At 43.3% G+C, this 21,960-nt stretch carries 20 protein-coding genes and 1 pseudogene; 18 read left to right on the plus strand and 3 right to left on the minus strand.

The window, feature by feature from the left end; genetic code table 11:
- The first annotated feature begins 169 nt into the window (after nt 1–169).
- The 3 genes and pseudogenes from Q5873_RS09660 to rhuM all read left to right on the plus strand — a co-directional run bounded on the left by Q5873_RS09660 (nt 170) and on the right by rhuM (nt 1,753).
- The gene (locus Q5873_RS09660) at nt 170–241 is read left to right on the plus strand and encodes a Fic family protein (RefSeq protein WP_353885620.1); all 72 of its coding nucleotides are present in this window, start codon (nt 170–172) and stop codon (nt 239–241) included.
- A gap of 673 nt (nt 242–914) precedes the next feature.
- Entirely contained in the window at nt 915–1,127 is a 213-nt protein-coding gene (locus tag Q5873_RS03390) for a virulence RhuM family protein (RefSeq protein ID WP_303059229.1), read from the plus strand.
- Nucleotides 1,128–1,141: 14 nt separating this feature from the next.
- A pseudogene (gene rhuM / locus Q5873_RS03395) lies at nt 1,142–1,753 on the plus strand (RhuM family protein).
- Nucleotides 1,754–1,863: 110 nt separating this feature from the next.
- Here rhuM and Q5873_RS03400 read toward each other — a convergent pair.
- The gene (locus Q5873_RS03400; protein WP_303059230.1) at nt 1,864–3,279 is read right to left on the minus strand and encodes a Na+/H+ antiporter NhaC family protein; all 1,416 of its coding nucleotides are present in this window, start codon (nt 3,277–3,279) and stop codon (nt 1,864–1,866) included.
- A gap of 674 nt (nt 3,280–3,953) precedes the next feature.
- Between Q5873_RS03400 and Q5873_RS03405 the strand changes: the two genes are divergently transcribed.
- From Q5873_RS03405 to Q5873_RS03430, 6 genes are all read left to right on the plus strand, one after another.
- Nucleotides 3,954–4,913, plus strand: coding sequence for a lactate/malate family dehydrogenase (locus Q5873_RS03405; protein ID WP_303059232.1), 960 nt, complete (start codon nt 3,954–3,956; stop codon nt 4,911–4,913).
- A gap of 21 nt (nt 4,914–4,934) precedes the next feature.
- Nucleotides 4,935–5,783: a MerR family transcriptional regulator gene (locus tag Q5873_RS03410; protein WP_303059234.1), complete on the plus strand. Its 849-nt coding sequence runs from the start codon at nt 4,935–4,937 to the stop codon at nt 5,781–5,783.
- Nucleotides 5,784–6,339: 556 nt separating this feature from the next.
- Complete coding sequence (crcB, locus tag Q5873_RS03415) at nt 6,340–6,717, plus strand: fluoride efflux transporter CrcB (protein ID WP_303059236.1); 378 nt, start codon at nt 6,340–6,342, stop codon at nt 6,715–6,717.
- A 113-nt stretch (nt 6,718–6,830) separates the two neighbouring features.
- Nucleotides 6,831–7,301: a YbaK/EbsC family protein gene (locus Q5873_RS03420; RefSeq protein WP_303059238.1), complete on the plus strand. Its 471-nt coding sequence runs from the start codon at nt 6,831–6,833 to the stop codon at nt 7,299–7,301.
- A 43-nt stretch (nt 7,302–7,344) separates the two neighbouring features.
- A complete protein-coding gene (locus Q5873_RS03425) occupies nt 7,345–7,872 on the plus strand; it encodes a nitroreductase (protein WP_288190915.1) in 528 nt (175 codons plus the stop codon).
- Nucleotides 7,873–7,880: 8 nt separating this feature from the next.
- A complete protein-coding gene (locus Q5873_RS03430) occupies nt 7,881–8,144 on the plus strand; it encodes a DsbA family oxidoreductase (protein ID WP_303059240.1) in 264 nt (87 codons plus the stop codon).
- 94 nt (nt 8,145–8,238) lie between these two features.
- Here the strand turns inward: Q5873_RS03430 and Q5873_RS03435 are convergent, their stop codons facing one another.
- Complete coding sequence (locus Q5873_RS03435; RefSeq protein ID WP_288190917.1) at nt 8,239–8,907, minus strand: SIMPL domain-containing protein; 669 nt, start codon at nt 8,905–8,907, stop codon at nt 8,239–8,241.
- A 58-nt stretch (nt 8,908–8,965) separates the two neighbouring features.
- A complete protein-coding gene (locus Q5873_RS03440; RefSeq protein WP_288190918.1) occupies nt 8,966–9,397 on the minus strand; it encodes a hypothetical protein in 432 nt (143 codons plus the stop codon).
- A 332-nt stretch (nt 9,398–9,729) separates the two neighbouring features.
- On the opposite strand from Q5873_RS03440, the gene Q5873_RS03445 reads away from it, so the two are divergent.
- The 9 genes from Q5873_RS03445 to Q5873_RS03485 all read left to right on the plus strand — a co-directional run bounded on the left by Q5873_RS03445 (nt 9,730) and on the right by Q5873_RS03485 (nt 21,960).
- Nucleotides 9,730–10,014, plus strand: a complete 285-nt coding sequence (locus tag Q5873_RS03445) for a carboxymuconolactone decarboxylase family protein (protein WP_303059243.1) — start codon at nt 9,730–9,732, stop codon at nt 10,012–10,014.
- A gap of 204 nt (nt 10,015–10,218) precedes the next feature.
- Nucleotides 10,219–10,785, plus strand: coding sequence for a flavodoxin (locus Q5873_RS03450; protein ID WP_303059244.1), 567 nt, complete (start codon nt 10,219–10,221; stop codon nt 10,783–10,785).
- A 113-nt stretch (nt 10,786–10,898) separates the two neighbouring features.
- The gene (locus Q5873_RS03455; RefSeq protein ID WP_288190921.1) at nt 10,899–11,393 is read left to right on the plus strand and encodes a hypothetical protein; all 495 of its coding nucleotides are present in this window, start codon (nt 10,899–10,901) and stop codon (nt 11,391–11,393) included.
- Between the two features lie 408 nt (nt 11,394–11,801).
- A complete protein-coding gene (gene pheS, locus Q5873_RS03460) occupies nt 11,802–12,824 on the plus strand; it encodes a phenylalanine--tRNA ligase subunit alpha (protein WP_028256085.1) in 1,023 nt (340 codons plus the stop codon).
- Between the two features lie 12 nt (nt 12,825–12,836).
- Nucleotides 12,837–15,278 (plus strand): phenylalanine--tRNA ligase subunit beta, encoded by a 2,442-nt coding sequence (gene pheT, locus Q5873_RS03465; protein WP_303059247.1) that lies wholly within the window; start codon nt 12,837–12,839, stop codon nt 15,276–15,278.
- Between the two features lie 216 nt (nt 15,279–15,494).
- Entirely contained in the window at nt 15,495–17,939 is a 2,445-nt protein-coding gene (gene secA, locus Q5873_RS03470) for a preprotein translocase subunit SecA (protein WP_303059346.1), read from the plus strand.
- A 108-nt stretch (nt 17,940–18,047) separates the two neighbouring features.
- A protein-coding gene (gene prfB / locus Q5873_RS03475) for a peptide chain release factor 2 (protein WP_288760885.1) occupies nt 18,048–19,155 on the plus strand; the annotation gives its coding sequence in 2 pieces (ribosomal slippage) (nt 18,048–18,104 and nt 18,106–19,155; 1,107 coding nt in all).
- A 71-nt stretch (nt 19,156–19,226) separates the two neighbouring features.
- Nucleotides 19,227–19,919 (plus strand): LmeA family phospholipid-binding protein, encoded by a 693-nt coding sequence (locus Q5873_RS03480; RefSeq protein WP_205087632.1) that lies wholly within the window; start codon nt 19,227–19,229, stop codon nt 19,917–19,919.
- 25 nt (nt 19,920–19,944) lie between these two features.
- The gene (locus Q5873_RS03485) at nt 19,945–21,960 is read left to right on the plus strand and encodes a DUF5693 family protein (protein ID WP_303059249.1); all 2,016 of its coding nucleotides are present in this window, start codon (nt 19,945–19,947) and stop codon (nt 21,958–21,960) included.

Here is a 21,960-nt window from a genome sequence, read left to right on the forward strand (position 1 = left end):
AAATTTTATGAAAACATTTCTTAAGTTACGATTATTATTTGTTTACGAAAGATTCGCGTCTAGAGGAAAGACAGAAAACTTCTTGACATTAACTTCAGAAATAAAAATATTGAAGGGCAACACTTTTATTGAAGGGCAACGCTTTTGTGATGTATAATAAAATTGTTATATTAATGCAGGGAAGATTGAAATGACGATACCTGATAAGCCGAACAGTAGAAATCAGAAATATAAAAAGTGAACATTAAAGATTGAAAAGCGGGACATTGGGGACGAAAATCGTGTATTGAAAAGAGAAAGCCGAACATTCAATATACAATTTTGATTGCAACAATAGATATGTTAGGACGATGGGACTTCGGACATATTCCCTCAGAGCGAAGCCTTGAAAAAAAGGTGGTTTTCAGACAAAAACACACATTGACCAGTTCCCGCGGACGAACGCAAATCTGGCTATACACTCGACATCAAGATGAACCAATCGAGCCATGTGGAGGTAGTTTCAAAGCTTGTTCGGGTGGAGTAACCATGGGCCTCTGATCGCAATGTGAAATTATAAAATATTACTATAAGGTAAACATATTGATTTTTAATATATAAAGAAACGGTCGCAACTTGTGAAGTGCGACCGTTTCTTCAATCATAATATATTTAAGGGATAAGCTTGCGCTTGGCAGAAGGCTTTTGTATCTCGTCTTTATTTATATTATGTAGGACGCAAGGTATTTTATTAAACTATTACCAGGTTTTGAAGGTAAAGAAGGACGGTTAAATAATTGACTGAGATATTTGACCGTGATACATTCATAGTGATTATTCAATAAAATAATTAAATGTACAGGATGGTTAACGTTGTAAATTGGGATATGCTTTTCAATTATGGAAGCAAGTAATTATAAAAAGGAGGGCTCTGATTGAAAAAGAAAAAAGATACAATTACTGTCCGGTCCAGTGCGGCAGAATATTTAACGTATGTTGCCTCTATCGGTGACCAGCCGGATAGTATTGAGATGCGCTACGAGGATGAAAATATATGGTTGACGCAAAAGATGATGGCTACGTTGTATGATGTTAGTTTGCCAACGATAAATGAACATATAAAAAAATTTATGCAGATAGTGAATTAGAAGAGTCTACAACTATTCGGAATTTCCGAATAGTTCAAATCGAAGGTTCCCGTCAGGTGACTCGTGATACAAAGCATTATAATCTTCAAATGATTATTGCTGTAGGCTTTAAGGTTAATTCTGAGCGTGCGGTACAGTTCAGAAAATGGGTGAATCAGATTGCAAAGGATTATACCATCAAAGGTTGGGCTATAGATAATGAGCGCTTGAAAAATAGTGGTACTGTGCTTACCGTAGAATATTTCGATCATTTACTTGAGCAGATTAGAGAAATTCGTTTGTCCGAGCATAGATTTTATCAGAAGATAACAGATATCTATGCTACAGCTCTTGATTATGACCGCACGGCAAAAACAACAAAGCAGTTTTTTGCAAAGGTTCAAAATAAGATGCATTATGCAGTTCATGGTCATACAGCCGCAGAGCTGATTTATGAGTGAGCAGATGCAGACAAGCCACACATGGGACTGACTACTTGGGCAGCAGCACCGGAAGGTAAGATTGTAAAAAGCGATGTGAGCATTACTAAGAATTATCTTTCAGAGAAAGAAATGCGTTCATTAGAGCGTATCGTATACGCTTATCATCATTATCATGTCGGCAAGATAATAGTCTTTGCAGCATGAAAAACGGTCGCAATTTGTAAAGTGCGACCGTTTCTTCAATCATAATATCTTTGAGGATGAGCTTGCGCTTGGCAGAAGGCTTTTATTTTTTCTTTTTGGAAAAACGAAGTTTATACATGCGCTTTATTCTTCAACCGCAGTTGCAACCAATAGCACAATGGCAACAGATAGAGGTAAGCCGCGTAAGGAAGGTATCCTGTCATGGATACGCCTAGCATGACGGTGGGCACTAAGGCGGCGATATTCCAGGGAAGCAGTGGCGCGATAACGATAGCAGAGTTTTCTAAATCCATCATAAGTTGTTGGTTAGAACTATGATGAGTGCTATCTGTATTAGGCTGTTCGTGAGATGTATCGCTTGTATCGGCGGCTGACTCGGCAAGGGAGAGCGTATTGTATGCGGTCCTGGTTAAGAAATAGTTCATTACGATGGCTACTGATTGGTTGGCCCCGATGCCGGCGGTAGCCAAGGCGGTTAGGCATTGGGCGGCAAATAGTGAAGAGCAGTGTTGACAACGATGGTATAGGGATTGAAGTTGTTCCAGTTGGCCGCTTTCTTCCAGCAATGTAGATAAAGCGCAGGCAGTGGTAATGACAATGGCCGGAGGAATCATGGTAATAATGCCGCCTCCCTTAAAAATGGTATACAAGGGGTGCGAAGGGTCCGGAAGATGAAAGCCCATCATTGTCTGATAGAGTAGTTGGGATAGTGGTTGATGCTGGACAGTGTAGGCCAAGATAAAAGCAATAACGGCACTGATCAGCATGGCCATACGCACTTTGACTTTGCATAGGACCAAGAAAATAATGGTTACAGCCGGCAAGAGAAGCCATGGTGAAATGACGAAGGTAGAGGCGATGTAAGTGGCCAAGGCTGTATCGGTTGTTTCTAAGGGATAACGCCACGAGAAAAGTCCGTAAAATATACAGGACAGGACGAGTGCCGGTAACGCTGTGCGGAACATGGGGCCTACATTATCGGGGACGGTTGTTTTGGTTAAGGTGGCGACCAAGGCCGCACTGGATGACATTGGGGAGGCTCTGTCACCTACATAGGCACCGGCGATAATGGCACCGGATGCTATATCGAGTGGGACATGTCCCAGACGTGCTAAAAGTATCAGCGGTAAGCCGATGGTACCGGCTGTTCCCAATGAGCTGCCGATGAGATAGCTGACGGCAGACGGCAATATAAAGCAAGACAGCAAGAAAAGGGAAGGTACAATGCTTTCCAAACTGTAGATGACAATTGTTGGCAATGTGCCGGATGCTTGCCATAAGGCGGTGATGGCACCGATGAAAAGAAAAATCTGGAGTACTAGCATAGTAGAGGAAATGCCATGCCAAGACATAATACATAAGCGGCGAAGGGGATAGTCCTTACCCCATAATGCCAAGGCTACCAGTAACCAACCGATGACCAAGGGATAGCCGATGAAGGTACCGGTGTACAGTGCCCCTAACAAACCTAGTACAGTGATAAAAAGTGCAAGCGGTACCGACCATGCCGTATGTGTTCTTGCCATATGTATCCCACCTTTCTATTATGCGTTTATTATAGCAAATTTGTATTGTTCCGTATAAGAGAGAACTACAGCTATAAAAGGCATATGGCTTTATAAGAGAAAGTGTGTTAGAATACAGGCAAAGTAGTGGGTACAGTGATGTCATCAAGGCGTTTTTTATGTAAGAAAGTGTGAATAGACTATGTTAAATCGAATAGAATTTCTAGATATCTACGATGATCCTCATGATCCTAAATCTTTGGAAATTATAGAAGCTTTTTTAGAAGAATGTGACCGGATTCTTTCTTCCGATGCAGAGGAAAGGCCCAAAGAATATGAAAAGGTAAATATACAAAAATAGACCCTGAAAAATATGAACTGACCCCAAATATGTCTAACATTTGGGGTTCAGTTCAATATAAGGGTCTATTTTTATGCCCATTTTTAGGAGGTGATTCAATGATGATGTATACCAGTTATGATGTGGTGACACTTGCTGTGAATAGTGGCATACGTATACGGCTTCAGTTGTTACTACTATGGACTTTTATGTGTTCAATTTCATTTTATAATTAATCAGATAGAATGAAGATAAAATCGAAGGCAGAAAATCTATGCTATAATATAACAAATTATGTATTGTCGGTTCCTTGCATGTAAATTCAAAGGGACAGGGTAGAAAAAGGAGAGATAGTATGAAGGTACGCAGCGTAGGTATTATCGGTGCCGGTAATGTAGGATCCCATGTGGGCTTTGCATTGGCTTCGCAAGGGGAAGCCGATGAAATTTTATTATGTGATATAAAGAAAGAAAAGGCGACAGCGGAAGCGCAGGATTTAAATGATGCCTGCAGCTTTTTGCCGCATAAAATTCGAGCTCGTGCAGTGGAGGCTACGGAGATGGGCGACTGTGATGTAGCCTTTATTGCAGCGGGACCGCTACCGACGGTAGAACAGGATCGATTGGATACCTTGGATGTAACGTTAGACTGCTTGGAAGAGGTATTGCCCAAATTAAAAGCATCGGGTTTTAAGGGGTTCATCATATCTATTTCAAATCCGGCGGATGTGATTGCTGCCTTTGTGCAGCGATATATGGAGCTTCCGGCTAATCGTGTCATCTCCAGCGGTACCAGTCTCGACACCGCACGCTTTCAGCATATGCTCAGCAAAGTATTGGGTGTTCATAATTTAGACATGAATGCATGGGTTATGGGTGAACATGGCAGTTCTTCAATGATTCCTTGGTCGGCGGTGGCCATTGCCGGTAAGTCTTTGGATATTTTGCAAAGCGAACAGCCGGATGTGTATCCGTCCTTTGATCGTGCAGCGATGTTGGAAGCGGTAAAGGATCGCGGTGCTGTTGTGCAAGCCGGTAAATCGTGTACGGAGTTTGGCGTTTCTACTTGTGCCGTTCGTATTTGGCGTGCCATTGTACATGATGAAAAGCGTGTGTTGCCGGTGGCGTGTATGTTACAGGGTGAATACGAAAAGAACGGTGGTTATGCATCGGTACCGACGGTTCTCGGTAAAAACGGGGCAGAGCGTATTATTGAAATTCCTATGAACGAAGATGAACGCCATGCCTTTGATAAAGCGTATGATGTGATTTTAGCGTATACAGAGAGAGCTTGGCGACGCCATATAGGTAAATAGTGTTGGTAGGGAGATGATGGTATGCCCGGTAAATACGGAATTCCTATTAGTGAGATGGCGAAACTTCATGGTTTGCAGCGGTCTACCTTATTGTATTATGACTCCATTGGTTTATTCAAGCCGGTATTTACCGATGACAACGGCTATAGGTATTATAGCCACCAACAAATTCCGGTGCTTCGTGAAATATGCTTCCTAAAATCATTAGGGGTCGGCTTGAAAGAAATTGAATTACACATTAAGAGTCGAGATCCTTTGCAGGAAATGGAATTATTACGACGGCAGGCTAAGCAGTTGGAAGAGTTAAAGAGAGAAATTGAACGAAAGCAGTTGGCTCTGCAGCAGCGACTGTATATGTACACTGAAGCTGTATCGGCAGCAGGTAAAGAAAGCAGTGAGCCGTTTCTGCGGACATATCAGGATCGACGGATTATTTTTGCACCGTTTTCTATGAATGATGATGGTGTTTTGCGCCGTGAGGATATTCATCTTAGCTTTATGACATTGTGGCGCGAAATGTATGCGTATGAATTTATGCCGGCGTATAGTTTCGGAACTATATATAAAAAGGAGCAATTATCGACAGATCAGCCTCTATTGGGAGCCGGCAGTTATTTGCGTATCCCAAATGACGGTGGTCATTTTGAAGGTCGTGACAGAATTATACCGGCCGGTCGCTATGCTTGTTATTATAAAATCGGAACGCCTGATGATACGACCCATTTGAAAAAGCTTTTGCAATGGGTAGCTGATGAGGGGCACACCGTAATCGGTGATGCGGTAGATACCTGCTTTTTGGATTCCACCTTTGGTGATCCCGAAGAAGGTAAGGTATTTTCCATGGTACAGGTTCCTATAGAGATGAAATAACGACTGGTTTAGTCCTTTATTACAATAAAGTATGCGTATAATCTATAATTTGAATAGGAAATGAACGAAAGAGTATTGACTGTAAAGTTACTTTATAGTTTATACTCTTTCTTGTAATACAAAATGTCTACTGACAATTGTCATATGACTTTTTGTCTTGTTTGAAAATAAAGGAGAGATTACTATGTTAGCCATCTTAATACTGATTCAGCAGATGTTAGAAGATTTTGCTCAAAAGATGATGTAAAGGACAAATAGTGTTATGAGTTTAGAGGATATTAGGAAGCCCCGTGTATAGAGTGTGCAAGTCAGGTCTTACGAATGACATTGCCCCCTCTATACACGGGGCTTCTTATATGATGTGGGAGGATGAGGCGTTGTACCCCCAACATACGGGGCCTTCTCATATAGGGGAGGAGGGAAAATGCCTTTTTATACACGGGGCTTCTTATATATAATAGTGGCATAGATATTGCTTTGTGGGTATACTAGTATGTAGAAATTAATATGTGGAATAAGGCCAAAGAGGCTAGGTTATAGGAGGTATGGAAATTTTATGGAGAAGGTGATATGGGTCGCCTTAGGTGGTGGTCTTGGTGCGGCATTGCGCTACGGTATTACGGAGCTGGCCAATGCGCATGGGGGAAATCTGTTTCCCTATGGCACTATATTGGCAAATGGTGTCGGTTCGTTTTTGATCGGACTGTTATTTGTATTGTTTGTGAATCATACCGAACTGTCTCCATCGGTAAAGCTATTCTTCGTGACCGGCATCTTGGGAGGGTTCACAACATTTTCAACGTATAATATGGAGTTGTTAACATTACTGCGTACCGGTAGCGTACTGGCAGGTGCTGTTTACTTTGGATGTAATGTAGTCGGTGGCTTGCTTTTATGTTGGTTAGGTTATGCGTTGGGGAATGCACTATTTTAGTCTGAGGCTGTATGAAAAATAGCTATTGCAGGATAGGTGCCTATTGAGCTTGATATATGAAATAAGGCACTGACTTTATGCAGTGTTACATGATAATGAAGAAGGAGAGAAAGATGTCAGTTGAAAAAGTGAGAACCTATTTAGAAACGTTACGGTTAGATGATCGAATTATTATATTGGAAAAATCCAGTGCTACCGTGGATGAAGCTGCGGTTGCCGTTGGATGTGAAGGTAAACAGATTGCCAAGACGCTGACTTTTCTTACCGATAACGGTGCCATTGCTATTGTAGCTGCCGGTGATGCAAAGATAGACAATAAAAAATATAAAGCATGTTTTCACACCAAGGCAAGGATGATACCCGGCGATGAAGTGGAAGGCTATATCGGATATGCGCCGGGTGGTGTATGTCCGTTTGCTATTGTTGAAGGTGTGCCGGTATATATGGATATATCATTACAACGCTTTGCTATTGTGTATCCTGCTGCCGGTGATGATCATAGTGCGGTTCGACTTACCGTAGATGAGTTATGGCAAGCAGCTAAGGCAGTCGATTGGGTTGATGTATGTAAAAATTGGGAATGATATTATAGGATGCAGCGATGAAGAAACGCAAGGAGTGAGAAGAATGAATGCAATGATTAACGAATTAAAAGAACGCCGTAGTATTCGTTCGTTTAAGGCAGATCCGGTACCGCAGGAAGTATTGGATCAAATTATTGAAGCCGGCTTATATGCGGCAAGCTCAATGGGCAAACAAAATACGATTATTGTGCAGGTAGCAAACGAAGAGATGCGACGCACGATTTCTAGTATGAATCGCGAGATTGGCGGATGGCCGGAGTCCTTTGATCCTTTTTATGGTGCACCGGCTATGCTGATTGTACTGGGGAAAAAGGAAAACGGGAATCGCGTGCAGGATGGCAGCTTGGTCATGGCTAACCTCATGCAAGCGGCCCATGCATTGGGTCTTGGTAGTTGTTGGATTCATCGTGCAAAGGAAGAATTTGCTACGGACTGGGGTAAAGCGGTATTGGCCAAGTTAGGCATTACTGAGGAGTATGAAGGTATTGCTCACTGTGCGATTGGGTATATAGATGGTGATATACCGGCACCGGCTCCTCGTAAAGAGCATCGCGTGTATCGGATTGATTGAAGACCTATTTGGGAGATAACTTAGAATTAGCAGATAAAGATGTATTACGTCGAGTTGGTGTTGATGCCGGCCTTGATGCAAAGGCTATTGATGAACTTCTTGCCTCTAATGTATTCGAAGATATAGTTATTGCCGAGGAAAAAGAAGCTGCTAAGTATAGCATTAATACAGTACCGTTCTTTGTAGTTGGTACATATGGTTTCTCCGGTGCGCAAAGTGCGGACTATATGAAAGAAGTCATTACGAAAGCATTAGCAGAAGAAAATAAATAATAAAAGAGCTGTAACGAAAGGTGAGTTAAAAAACTCAATTTCGTTGCAGCTCTTTTTTATGGAGTGCGTCTTAACCTAGATTCTTCTTTATAAATTATTTTTGTTTGATTTCCCAGATGATAGTTACTGTATCGGACGCTGAAATATCATCAGGTTCAATATCTAAATCATAGCTTGCCATAGGCTCGCTACATAGCATTTTATCTTCAATCAACTGAAGAGGATGCGCTTCAAAAGTAATTTCTCTCCATGAGTAATCGATGGAAAGTATTTCACCCAGTTCGACATCTGCTGCAGCAGTAAGAATTTTAGCTTTTTCTTTAGCATCTTTGACGGCCCTACTTAATAAGTTGTTCTTTACGGCCTCAGGATCTTTTACAGTATAGCTCAATCGGAATTTTGGCTCTAATGAGCTGTGGGCTAAGGCATATAGAATTTTACCTAGACGCTCATTATCGGAATCAAATTCGATTTTTGTAGAATGGGTATAACGATAGCCTATGAGGCGCTGCTTGTATACATCGTCTTCTCTATATGTTTCCATTTCAGTATCGACTGAGAAATGTACCGTTTTTAAGTCGGAGTGCTCAAAACCAAAACGTGATAGAAGTATTCTCAAAGCTTTTGTGTCCATGGAGGCCCGTTTTAAGGTTTCACTATATTCCCGATATACTCTCGTTATATCAATAGTAACTCTCGTCATATCCGGATGGACTTTTAAATTTCCTTTGCCTGTGACACGAATTGTTCTTTCTTTTTCCATAATTACCTTTCCTAATCTATAAGTATGAGAATTATCATACAAGCGTCACATGAGCAAATTAGCGACGCGTATTATAAAAATCCATGTTATATGCTAAGCGGAATGCTAATCTACCGGCTGGTAAGACAATACCGTTCTTAGACCAAGGCCCGGATGGATCCAAAGAAATCCATTGCCCGTCTTGATTGACATACATGGAGCGATAGTTCCAATTATAGAAGAAACGATAGGTTTTCACTTGAGAAATAGCGGTGGATCCTCTATCGGCATCGGGAACGGTGCAAACATTCACTGCAATAGCGTAGCTAGGAGGAGCATACTTTTGAACAACTAAGGAGCTACGGTCTACATACCAACCGGTTCCCATCTTGGCATCGACCAAAATAAAATTGGGGTCACCGCCCAAGTATTTTGGATAGTCAGAGGCAAGCGCAGTGCCACTGATGAGCAAGGTACAAAATGCCATGAGAATAAGTACTAATCTTTTCATAGATAACACGTCCTTTTCAATGTTCAAAAACATCTGTATGGGTTATTGTTACTTGTAGTGTACGGCTGAAGTAGAATACTGGCAAGTAGATAATGATTTATGCCAATGCAAATCAAAGGAGACGGTTGTTAATTATAAACATGATGGAGTCATACAAAATATGTATATCATGATATTGAGTATAAGCATTAGTACGACCATAAAATAGAGATTACAATTAAGAAAAAGATTGAGGAGGGCGGTATAGGACTATGGTACGACGACGGCTATGGATAGTGGCAACAATGATAGGAGTACTGTCTTTAAACACAATATATACGGAGGCGAAGAATATGACACATCAAGATATAAATACAAGAGAAGTAGTAAAAATAGTTCAAACGGCAGGGCGCGATCAGTTGGGAACGTTTGCACCGGACTTTGCCAGATATAATGATGATATTCTTTTTGGCGAAGTATGGTCTAAGAATGATGTACTGTCTTTACATGATCGAAGTATCGTAACGGTATCTGCTTTGATTAGTAATGGTATTGTAGATAATTCCTTGAAGTATCACTTAGCAACAGCGAAGAAAAATGGCGTGACTAAAGAAGAGATGGTTGAAATTATTACATAATTAGGATTTTATACAGGATGGCCGAAAGCGTGGGCAGCATTTAACCTAGCAAAAGATGTATATGATGAGGATAACGCCTCAACGAAACAGGTTAAGTGCAGTTTTATAAGATTAATCAGAAAATAATGATACAGGTATGTGATGAAGGATGGCTATAGTAATAGGTCTGTAGAAGATGAAAGAAGGGATGAGGTAATGAGACTAATGGAACAAGTAGTTAAATATATAGTTTATCCTTGGAGAAGATGGTTACGTTATAGGTATGAACAAGGTAAAATGCACCACTCACTAGTGCTGATGACAACGTTGGTATTGATGCTGATAACCGGTTGCGGAAGTGGTAACGGAGGAGCGACGGAGGCTACCGGCACTACGGCAACAACAATGACTCCACTAGGTAAAGCGTTGGTTGTGTATTATTCTTGGTCCAGACATACCAAGGAAATGGCGGAAGCTATTCAAGCAAACACAGGGGCCAATATATATCGTATTGAACCAAAAGAACCGTACACCAATGATTATGATACGTTGGTGCGCTTGGCCAAAGAAGAGCGTAGCGAAGGTAAACGTCCGGCAATGGCAAAAGCAGCTCCCGATTTGCAAGGCTATGATACAGTATATTTAGGGTTTCCTAATTGGTGGGGTGATATGCCAATGCTGTTATATACTTTCTTAGATTCGGTTGATTTGTCCGATAAGAAAGTAGTTGTTTTTTGCACCAGCGGGGGCAGTGGTTTCTCGGATACTGTCAATACAATTAAGCGGTTGTAACCGAATGCAACGGTTGTCGAAGGCCTTCATGTGAGAGATAATGCGATTGATTCTGTATCGGGAGCGGTCTCTACTTGGCTAGGCAAGAGCAATAAATAAAAGGAGGTACCTTCATGGAGCGATTCTGGCTGGCAATGAGTATGGTAGTTCTCAGTGTGGCAGCCTTGGCATATGTATATCTTCCGCCGTTGTGGCACGAATGGTTAGGTATAGCACTAGGAGGCATTGTGCTTTGTCATTGTGTAATCAACTATCGATGGTTCTGTCGGCTGATGGGCGTTGGAGATAAAGGTATGCCTGTTACTAAAATGAGATTTACAGCATGGTCTGTGTATCAAATAGTACTTAATGTTTTGTTGATCATAAGTTTTTCCGTAACTATGGTGACGGGGATATTGTTATCTAAGTATCTGTTTGTGGACATAGTTCCTTATACATGGCATAGAGCGTTGTGGGTTTATGAATGGCATACGGCAACTGATTTATCCGGCGAAGGATACGCTTTGCTAGTCGTAACTATGGTAGGGTTATATGGACTTATCAGTTATTGGTTAGGCAATCGTATAGTAAAAAATAAAAGTCCGTATTTAAAAACTCATTTGCCATAGGCTTGCCTTGTGTGCTAGAATAGGGACAGCATTGCGAACGATGTATATATGATGAATCGGTTCGTAGCGAAGATAATTAGAGTCGTGCTTAGTGATAGTCTAACAATGATTGTTCGTTACGATGCATGGTGTTGCGAATAGTAACGTTGGACCTAAAGCAACGATAGCAAGTATGGCGATGATAAAATCGGCGCTTGAAAGTATTGCTTTCAGAGAGCAGGGGTAAGGTGTGAGCCCTGTAGCAATCATCGAGAATGCCTTTCCTTTTGGAGCCGTGAATTGAAATTACAGTAGGTTCACCGTCCGGCCACGTTACGGCTTTGAGAGTACTAATTAGGGTGGTACCGCGAGTTCAGACCTTCGCCCCTTGTCCGGGCGGAGGTCTATTTTTATTAGGAGGTTAGACGCATGAAGGAACAGTTGGACGCATTGCAAGCGGAAGCGCTGGCAAAGATTTCCGGTTGTACATCATTGCAGGAATTGCAGGATGTACGCGTTGCTTATTTGGGTAAGAAAGGGGCCGTTACGGCATTACTCAAAGGGCTTGGTAAGTTAGATAAGGAAGAACGCCCGAAAATGGGGGCTATGGTAAACACGGTACGTGAAGCGTTAGAAGCTGAGCTTTCTAACGTACAGGCGGGATTGGAAGCAAAAGCACTGCAGGCTCGTCTCGACAGTGAACGCATCGATATTACTTTGCCCGGTCGCACGCGTCGCCAAGGTCATTTGCATCCGTTGACGAAGGTTAATGAAATGATTGAAAGTTTCTTTATGAAAATGGGCTACACCGTAGCGGAAGGTCCGGAAATCGAAAGCGATTATTATAACTTTGAATGTTTGAATTTGCCTGCCGATCATCCGGCACGAGATATGCAGGATTCTTTTTACATTACGGATTCTGTGTTGCTTCGCACCCATACGTCGCCGGTACAGGCGCGCACATTGCAGAGTCATGAACCGAATTCCCCGGTACGCATGATTGCCCCCGGTAAGGTATATCGTTGGGATTATGATGCTACGCATTCGCCGGTATTCCATCAGGTAGAAGGGCTTGTGGTAGATAAGGGAATTACGTTTGCCGACTTGAAAGGAACGTTGGAATTATTCCTTCGTCATATTTTCGGTAATGATACGAAGGTACGGTTCCGTACAAGCTTCTTCCCCTTCACGGAACCGAGTGCGGAAGTAGATATTTCTTGTTGCATGTGCGGTGGCGAAGGTTGTCGGATGTGTTCGCACACAGGGTGGCTTGAAATCCTCGGATGCGGCATGGTACATCCGAATGTGCTCCGCTTGAACGGCTATGATCCCGATAAGGTAAGCGGCTTTGCCTTTGGTATGGGGGTGGAACGTATTGCCATGCTTCTTTATGGCATTAACGATTTACGCTTGTTCTATGAAGATGATATGCGATTCTTAAAGCAGTTCTAGGAGGTAAAAGGAATGAAGGCAAGTTTAACATGGATGAATGAATATGTGCCTGTAGACATGAATCGTCCTGCTCAGGAGCTGGCTGACGAATTGACACAGGCGGGAATCCCCGTTGAAGAAGTAGAAACAGTCGATCCGGGATTGAAGAAAATTTTTACCGGGAAGATTACGGAAATTACAAAACACCCGGATGCAGATAAATTGCAGGTATGCCAGGTAGCCTGCCTCGACACGGATGGTACACCGATTACAAAGCAGATTATTACAGCTGCTACTAATGTACGAGTAGGGCAAATTGTGCCGGTAGCGTATCATAAGTCTCGATTGGCAGACGGCACGGAAATCAAGAAGGGAAAGCTTCGCGGGTTGCCGTCGGAAGGGATGTTCTGTTCTGTGGCAGAATTGGGAATTTCCAAGGAACTGGTGGTACCGGAAGAAGCGGAAGGTATTTACATTTTACCGGCCGATACACCGATTGGCATGGATATTCGCGATGTACTCATGATGAATGATACGGTTTACGAATTTGAATTGACACCGAACCGTGCCGATTGCTTCTCTATGGTAGGACTCAGCCGTGAGTTTGCGGTGTTGACAAATCAAAAAGCGGTATTGCCGGAGATTACGGTTGATGAAAACGGTGAAGCTATTGACGGGAAGGTACAGGTAACGATTGCAGATGGCGATTTGTGCAGCCGTTTTGCAGCGCGGCTTGTAACGGGTGTAACGATAGCACCGTCGCCGATGTGGTTACAGAATCGTTTGCGCAATAGCGGTATACGCCCTATTAATAATGTGGTAGATGTAACCAACTACGTTATGCTTGAGCTAGGTCAACCTATGCATGCATACGATTATGCACATGTTAAGGGACACAGCTTGACAGCCCGTCGTGCCAACGAAGGGGAAGTATTAAAAACTTTGGATGGCACCGATCGCGAATTGACAACGGATATGCTTGTTATTGCCGATGAACAGCGTGCCGTAGGGGTAGCCGGTGTTATGGGTGGCTATGACAGCGAAGTGACGAACACTACGACAGATGTGCTTTTGGAAGCAGCTGTTTTCAATGGTGCATCCATTCGCCGTACGGCTCGTGCGTTAGGGATGCGCAGCGAAGCATCCGGTCGTTTCGAACGTGGTGTTAATCCAGAATACAGTATTATGGCAATTAATCGGGCTGCGCAGTTATTGCAGCAGTTGTGCCCGGATGCCAAGATAGCTAAGGGTATTGTTGACGTATATCCTAATCCGGCAGCACCGACGACGGTGACTACTACTGCGGATGCTATCAATGCGTACCTGGGTACGGACATTGATGAACAGCGTATGGTGGATATTTTGACAACCTTGTCCTTTGATGTTACCTGTGGTAACGGTTCAATGGTAATCGGTGTACCGTCTTGGCGCGGTGATGTAACGGTTATGCCGGATATTGCCGAAGAAGTAGCGCGTATTTACGGCTATGACAATATTAAGGTCACCACACCATGGGCAGCACTTAACAGTGGCGTGCTCAGCGAACGTAAGCAGATGACTAAAACTATTGCGCATACATTGGCTAATAACGGTCTCAGCGAAATGATTACCTTTAGTTTCATGCATAAGGATAGTTTGGCAAAGCTCATGATTCCGGAAGGTGATGCACGGTATAAAGCAGTACAGATTTTAAATCCGATTTCCGAAGAGTATCCGGTTATGCGCACTACTTTAGTACCTAGCATTCTTGATGCAGCTGTACGCAATCGTGCGCAGAAGAATCATGATATCTGGGCATTTGAAACGGCAGCAGTATATGAAGAAGCAGCAGATAAAGACAGTTTACCGACAGAACGATATATGGCAGCCGGCTTTATGACCGGTCGTGCCGATGAAGCACAATGGAGTGTGGCTGCACGTCAGACAGATTTCTATGATGTAAAGGGCGTTGTAGAAGCCGTATTGGCAGCGCTTCGCGTAGAAAATTATACATTAACTACTACGGATGAACCTTATTACCATCCGGGTGTAAGTGCGGCTTATGAGGTAGATGGTGTAACCATCGCTACTTTGGGCGAATTGCATCCACAGGTAGCTAAGAATTATGATTTGGAAGGTAAGTGCTATCTCTTTGAAATCAATATTTCTGCCTTACTTGAAACGGTACGCAGTCAATTGCAGTACACACCGATTAGTAAGTTCCCGGGCATTACCCGCGACTTGGCCATCGTAGCACCGAAGTCGGTATCGGCAGAAACGATTCAACAGATTATCTTGGCCAATGGTGGCGACAAGTTGGAAAGCGCTTATGTGTTTGATGTGTACGAAGGGGAACACATAGCCGAAGGTTTCCGTAGCCTAGCATACACCATTGGTTTCCGCTCGACGGAAGGTACCTTGACTGATGCGGATGTGGATGAACCGATTCAGGCGATTATCAATGCATTGGCTGAAAAGGATTGCAAGCTTCGTTAAGTATTAGTTAAGTATTATACATTTATATAAAAGGCGTCTTGGTGATTTCAGTCATGAATTATCAAGACGCTCTTTTTATGAACATATGCATTCATGAGAGAGTGTTTGCGAAACCTTGAGAGAATGTAACTGATAATTTTGACTATTACCGGGCTTTTTGCTACAATAAATTGAATGAGGATGAAAGCAAATACACAGGCTAAGGAGTTGATCTGCTTGTTTGGTTTTTTACAGAAACTAATCGGTAACAACAACGCACGAGAGATTAAAAAGATGCGCTCGATTGTAGAAGAAATAAATAGTTTAGAAAAAGATATGACAGGACTTAGCGATGCGTCGCTAAAGGCAAAGACACAGGAGTTTAAAGATCGTTTGCAAAACGGTGAAACCTTGGATGATATTTTGCCTGAAGCTTTTGCGGTTGTACGTGAAGCATCGGTTCGTGTCTTGGGATTGCGTCATTATGATGTACAGCTCATCGGTGGGATTACTTTGCATCGTGGTAACATTGCAGAAATGCGTACCGGTGAAGGTAAAACATTGGTGGCTACCTTACCGGTATACTTGAATGCACTGACAGGCAAAGGGGTTCACGTAGTTACGGTTAATGATTATTTGGCTCGTCGTGACAGTGAATGGATGGGCAAGCTTTATAATTATTTGGGTATGTCTGTCGGTCTTATCATTGCCGGTCTTGATTATGGTCAACGTAAGCATGCATACGGCTGTGATATTACTTATGGTACAAACAACGAATTCGGTTTCGATTACCTTCGTGACAACATGGTAGTTCATGCGGAGCAGATGGTACAGCGACCGTTGAATTTTGCTATTGTCGATGAAGTTGACTCTATCCTCATCGATGAAGCGCGTACACCACTTATTATTTCCGGTCCGGGGGAACGTTCTACCGATCGGTATTACACCTTGGCGGCGATTGTGCCTAAACTGGTAAAGGATGAAGATTATACCATTGATGAAAAGCAAAAGACCATTGCGCCGACGGAAGCGGGGATAGCGAAGGTAGAAAAGATGCTTCATGTAGAGAACTTGTATGATTCGGAAAACTTGGAGCTTAACCATTTACTTATCGCTTCGTTGCGTGCGTATGCTATGATGCATCGCGATAAGGATTATGTAGTAAAAGACGGCCAGGTTGTTATTGTTGATGAATTTACAGGTCGACTTATGTTCGGTCGTCGTTACTCCGACGGTTTACATCAAGCCATTGAAGCAAAGGAAGGTCTTAAGGTAGAACGAGAAAGTCAGACATTGGCATCCATTACATTCCAGAATTATTTCCGCATGTATGAAAAGTTGTCCGGTATGACCGGTACGGCAAAGACAGAAGAGCAGGAATTTAATAATATTTACGGCTTAGAAGTATATGAAATTCCACCAAATAAACCGTTACGTCGTATCGATATGCCTGATCTTATTTTTAAAACGAAGGCAGCTAAGTACAGAGCCGTTGTACGCGATGTAGTGGCGCGTCATGCCACTGGGCAGCCGATATTGGTAGGTACTACGTCGATTACACAATCCGAAGAGCTTAGTGATATGCTCACCAAGAGCGGTGTGCCACATAATGTGCTTAATGCTAAGCATCATGAAAAGGAAGCAGAAATCGTTAAGAATGCCGGTCAACGGGGGATGGTAACGATTGCTACCAACATGGCCGGTCGCGGTACGGATATTAGTCTCGGTGAAGGTGTTGCCGAACTGGGCGGTCTTCATATACTCGGTACGGAACGCCATGAAAGCCGTCGTATCGATAATCAGCTACGCGGTCGTTCCGGTCGTCAGGGAGACCCCGGTTCGTCCCAATTCTTCTTGTCCTTGGAAGACGATTTGATGCGTATTTTCGGAGCCGATAATATTTCTAATATGATGGATAAGCTCGGCATGGAAGAGGATGAACCGATTGAACATTCCCTGATTACGCGTTCTATTGAACGGGCGCAGAAAAAGGTGGAAAATCATAACTTTAATATTCGTAAATATATCCTTGAATATGATGATGTTATGAACCAGCAACGTGAAGTGTTGTATGAGCAGCGCCGTAAAATTCTCGGCAATGATTCATTGCGCGACACGGTTATGGACATGGTAGATTCTATTATTACCAAAGCGATGGATCACTATGCCGATGAAAAGTTATATCCGGAAGAATGGGATTATGAAGGGTTATTGAAACACCTTGAAATTTATTTCCTAGATCCGGGACAGATTACAGTGGCACAAATGGAAGAGTTGGGCCGCGGTGAACTGGAAGAAATGTTAATTGATTTTGCGCATAAAGAATATGAAAAACGAGAAGCTCTTATTGGTGAAGCCAACATGAGAGAACTGGAAAAAGCAGTTATGCTCAAAGTGGTAGACAGCAAGTGGATGGAGCATCTCGACTCCATGGATATGCTGCGTGAAGGGATTGGTCTGCGTGCTTACGGGCAGAAGAATCCTCTCGTAGAATATAAATTCGAAGCGTATGACATGTTTGAAAACATGATTGAAGCAATTCAGGAAGATACGGTTATGTATCTCTATCGAATTCGTATCGAATTGGCAGAAGCAGTGGAAGGTGAAGAAGAAACCAGCGATCCGCTGAAGAATGCGCAAACCCATCATGACGATGTGTTGGAGCCACAAGATGTAGATTAGACTGAAAATGGCTCGTTGCAATCGTCGCGACGGCCATTTTCTGTTTTTATAATTGTTGTTTTGGCGGTAGATACCGTAAGGTGTTTACCAAGGAAAGAGGTGAAAAATTTGCTAGAGGATTTAAAAGGTCCCATCGAAAATTTGGAAGAGCGAATTTATGGAATGAGGGATTCACTTTAACATCGCTCAAAAGGAAGACCGTATATTTACATTAGATGTTAAGATGAGTGATCCTACCTTCTGGGATAATCCGGAAGAAGCGCGAGAAATCTCACAGGAAGCGACACAGCTAAAAGATGCTGTGGAAGGCTATAAATCGTTGGTTAACGATATTGAGGATGCTCGCTTGATGCTGGAAATGGCCATCGAAGAGGACGATGTGTCCATGGAAAAAGAGATTGCCGATTTTGTAGAAGGCATTCATCAAGAGGTGGAAAAACGTGAAGTACTCTTGCTCCTCAGTGGTGAGTATGATAAGAATAATGCTATTCTTACATTCCATGCCGGTGCGGGCGGAACGGAGGCACAGGACTGGGCATCCATGCTTATTCGCATGTATTTGCGGTGGGCAGAAAAGCATGGTTTTGGCATTACTATGATGGACGAGCAGCCCGGTGATGAAGCGGGAATTAAGAGCGCCACATTCCTGATTAAAGGAGAGAACGCATTCGGGTACTTACGTTCTGAAAAAGGAGTTCATCGATTGGTACGTATTTCACCATTTGATGCGGCAGCTCGTCGTCATACGTCCTTTGCGGCTGTAGACGTTATGCCGGAAATCGACGATACTGTGGAAATTCATTTGGATATGAAGGACGTTCAAGTAGATACATACAGAGCCAGCGGCGCCGGCGGTCAGCATATTAATAAGACAGACTCCGCCGTGCGTATGACACACCGCCCGACCGGGATTGTTGTACAATGTCAAAGTGAACGTTCACAGATTCAAAACCGTGAACAGGCGTTACGTTTATTGCGTGCTAAATTATTTGAATTAGAATTGGAAAAACAGGCGGAATTAAAGGAAAAAATTGGTGGCACCTACCAAGCTATCGAGTGGGGCAGCCAGATTCGTTCCTATGTATTCCATCCGTACAACATGGTAAAAGATCATCGCACCGGCGTTGAAACCGGTAATGTACAAGCTGTGATGGATGGTAACCTGGATGAATTTATTGAAGGATTTTTGAAAAAAGAAGCTAATCTTTCCTATTAACGGACCGCTATTTACAGTATGCTGCTAAGGTGGCTATAAAAAGTTCGTTACATGAAGTATAGGAGCGGTAGATGAAAAAAATTATTTTATTTCTGGTGATTCTCGTCGGTATTGTGTTGGGCGCTGCGCAGATGTTCCTGCCTTCCTTTGTGAGTACGCAATTGGAAAAGCAAATTAGCGAGCGCTTGGAGGCGGATACAGTATCCGTCAGAGCTGAATCGTCGCCGGCTATTAAGTTAGCCTTAGGTGATGTGGCCGTATTCCGCGGCGATGTGGAAAATGTATCTTTGGGACGACTGAATTTTGCAGATGTTCATTTCGATATTTCAAATATGAAACTGGATGTGCTGCAGCTCCTGTTGAATCGTCAAGTGGTGATTACCGATATGGGGCGCGGTGAGATTGAAGGAACCGTAACGCAGGATGATTTGCAGCGGTTTATGGAAAATTCCGTACACGGACTGACAATTTCTAATGTGGAAGTGACAGCTGGCGGAATTACGGTTAACGGCAGCATTGATATCGGCGGTATTATTTCTGGTGATGCGGAAATCAAAGGAACTCTCGAACTTGATGGTAACTCCTTGGTATTTTCACCACAGCGTTTTGCCATTAACGGTATTGGCGTTGGTGGTTTGAATACTACTATTTTGAAACGAATTGTTATTTATGATTTTGAGAAATTCCCGATTCCGGTGGATGCGGAACGCATCGACACCTCTAACGGAGAAATTCATATTTTTGTAAAACCAAAAGCAAAGTAAGAAAGGCAGAGCAGTGAACAGAGCAATGCAACAAAAGAAATACTATTCACCGGTGCTGGTTATATGTATTATAATCGGGCTGTTGGCAGGCCTGTTTCTGGTGCATCAGCGCTATCAAATCGAACAAGCACAACATCAAATTGAAAATATTGTGGAGTATGATGGCGTGCTAAGAGCCTCCTCGTTTGAGAAACGAAGCACCGAAGACGCCTTTGCTGCCCTGCGTGATGCGGGTGTAACGGCTATGGCCATCTACGATCGCACGTTGGAAAAGGCCCATGATGCCGGTGAGATTGCCGTATATAGCGGTGAAGAAGCACGGCGTCTAACCTTGTATGGCATTGAACCGCAGGCCGGCACTACTTATGTGGGAAGCTTGCCGGGCAAAGAAGGCTACTATCGTGAGATCAAGGAAGACTTGATTCGCCGTGTAGGGCAGGATAAAGTACGGGTATTGTACAGTGACCGCGGTGAGGTGTTAGCTTTAACGCAGCCTCATCAGGCGTTGATGGAAATGAAGCTGGGTATTTCCCGCTTACAAGCACAAGCTGTAAGTAATGCCGGTTTTAATGTTATTGTACGACCTACCAATTATAAAAATGAAACTAAAGCCGATGTAGAGCATGTGTTTAACCGCATCAAAGGGATTCCGAATGTGACGGGAATGGTCTTCGTAGGCAAAGAAGCGCTGGGATATCCGAAGAATTTGGACTTAACTGAAGAATTGTTGAAGGAAAACCACATTCCGGTTATGGGAATCGAAGCGGTTAATCAATTGCAGTATGATCCGCAAGCCGGATTTGATGTGTTAGCCGCTAAGTCGGAATACAGTGTAGGACGCTTGTATACGGTTACGAAAGAGGAAATGAAAAAACTGAGTCCTACCGAAGTAGCGCAGTGGTTCTACATTAGTGATATTGAACGTAATATCCGCTTTAATCTGTATCCGATTTACGAAGAAGGTAAGAATAATGAAACAGCACTGCAGACAAGTATCGGTTATATGAAGGATGTGAAGGATAAATTAGAGGACCGCGGCTTTACCTTTGGTCGTGCCTCCGTATATCCGCCGTATACGCCGAGTCCGATTGCTTTGGCCCTTACGATGTGCGGTTCGGCGGCTCTCTTCGTATTCATGGTGAATCTCTTTATCCCTATGAAACAGCATCGCCAGTTAGTAGCAGCTTTTACCTTAATGTTATTGACGATTGTTGCTTACGTGGTAACCGGCGCGACCTTGATTACGCAGGTGTGGGCATTGTCGGCAGCAATTTGTGCACCGGTTGTCGCAATTATATTATTGATGAATTGTTGGCAGATACGAAGCCAAGGGCCCAAGGTAGGGGCTACCAGAGCTATGGTGGAAGCCGCAGTGTATGTTATTGGTGCAGCGATTTTGGCTGCTATCGGCGGTATTTACATTGCAGCTATTTTAGGGAATACGAAATTCTTTATGGAATTTGCTCTGTTCCGCGGTGTGAAATTAGTGTTTGTAGCGCCCGTTATTTTAACAGCAATTGCTTACTTACAACGCTTTCCACTGTGGAAGGAACGTACGCTACATGATTGGTCAGAAACAAAACAGTTTATTCGGGAATTTATGACGACAGATGTGAAGCTCTATATGGTAGCTGTCTTGGCCGTATTAGGCGGTGCAGCCTGGGTGTTTGTAGGTCGCAGTGGTCATACGGCTGGCGTACCGGTACCGAGTTTTGAACTTGCCCTCAGACGGTTCCTGGAAAATACATTATATGCACGTCCTCGTGAGAAGGAATTCCTTATCGGACATCCGGCGTTGTTACTCGCCGGTTACGCTGTACTTCGGCGGTGGCCGATGGTAATTCATTTCTTGCTTACCATTGCCGGTGTTATTGGTATCGGATCTATGGTAGAAACCTTCTGCCATATTAGGACGCCGGTGCTCATGTCGATTGCCCGCGGCTTAGATGGACTGTGGATGGGGCTTGTTATAGGCGTGATTGCCGTTCTTATCATTCGCTTCTTAATGTATACGACGGCATGGTATCAGCGTAGGGGGTGA

Source organism: Veillonella magna (assembly GCF_959600285.1).
Lineage (GTDB): Bacteria > Bacillota > Negativicutes > Veillonellales > Veillonellaceae > Veillonella_A > Veillonella_A magna.

What these genes read in the sequence shown, in the direction of transcription:
- Q5873_RS03400 (WP_303059230.1), bottom strand. Translation starts at nt 3,279, where the DNA reads ATGGCAAGAACACATACGGCATGGTCGGTACCGCTTGCACTTTTTATC.
- Q5873_RS03405 (WP_303059232.1), top strand. Translation starts at nt 3,954, where the DNA reads ATGAAGGTACGCAGCGTAGGTATTATCGGTGCCGGTAATGTAGGATCC.
- Q5873_RS03410 (WP_303059234.1), top strand. Translation starts at nt 4,935, where the DNA reads ATGCCCGGTAAATACGGAATTCCTATTAGTGAGATGGCGAAACTTCAT.
- crcB (WP_303059236.1), top strand. Translation starts at nt 6,340, where the DNA reads ATGGAGAAGGTGATATGGGTCGCCTTAGGTGGTGGTCTTGGTGCGGCA.
- Q5873_RS03420 (WP_303059238.1), top strand. Translation starts at nt 6,831, where the DNA reads ATGTCAGTTGAAAAAGTGAGAACCTATTTAGAAACGTTACGGTTAGAT.
- Q5873_RS03425 (WP_288190915.1), top strand. Translation starts at nt 7,345, where the DNA reads ATGAATGCAATGATTAACGAATTAAAAGAACGCCGTAGTATTCGTTCG.
- Q5873_RS03435 (WP_288190917.1), bottom strand. Translation starts at nt 8,907, where the DNA reads ATGGAAAAAGAAAGAACAATTCGTGTCACAGGCAAAGGAAATTTAAAA.
- Q5873_RS03440 (WP_288190918.1), bottom strand. Translation starts at nt 9,397, where the DNA reads ATGAAAAGATTAGTACTTATTCTCATGGCATTTTGTACCTTGCTCATC.
- Q5873_RS03445 (WP_303059243.1), top strand. Translation starts at nt 9,730, where the DNA reads ATGACACATCAAGATATAAATACAAGAGAAGTAGTAAAAATAGTTCAA.
- Q5873_RS03450 (WP_303059244.1), top strand. Translation starts at nt 10,219, where the DNA reads ATGGAACAAGTAGTTAAATATATAGTTTATCCTTGGAGAAGATGGTTA.
- Q5873_RS03455 (WP_288190921.1), top strand. Translation starts at nt 10,899, where the DNA reads ATGGAGCGATTCTGGCTGGCAATGAGTATGGTAGTTCTCAGTGTGGCA.
- pheS (WP_028256085.1), top strand. Translation starts at nt 11,802, where the DNA reads ATGAAGGAACAGTTGGACGCATTGCAAGCGGAAGCGCTGGCAAAGATT.
- pheT (WP_303059247.1), top strand. Translation starts at nt 12,837, where the DNA reads ATGAAGGCAAGTTTAACATGGATGAATGAATATGTGCCTGTAGACATG.
- Q5873_RS03480 (WP_205087632.1), top strand. Translation starts at nt 19,227, where the DNA reads ATGAAAAAAATTATTTTATTTCTGGTGATTCTCGTCGGTATTGTGTTG.
- Q5873_RS03485 (WP_303059249.1), top strand. Translation starts at nt 19,945, where the DNA reads ATGCAACAAAAGAAATACTATTCACCGGTGCTGGTTATATGTATTATA.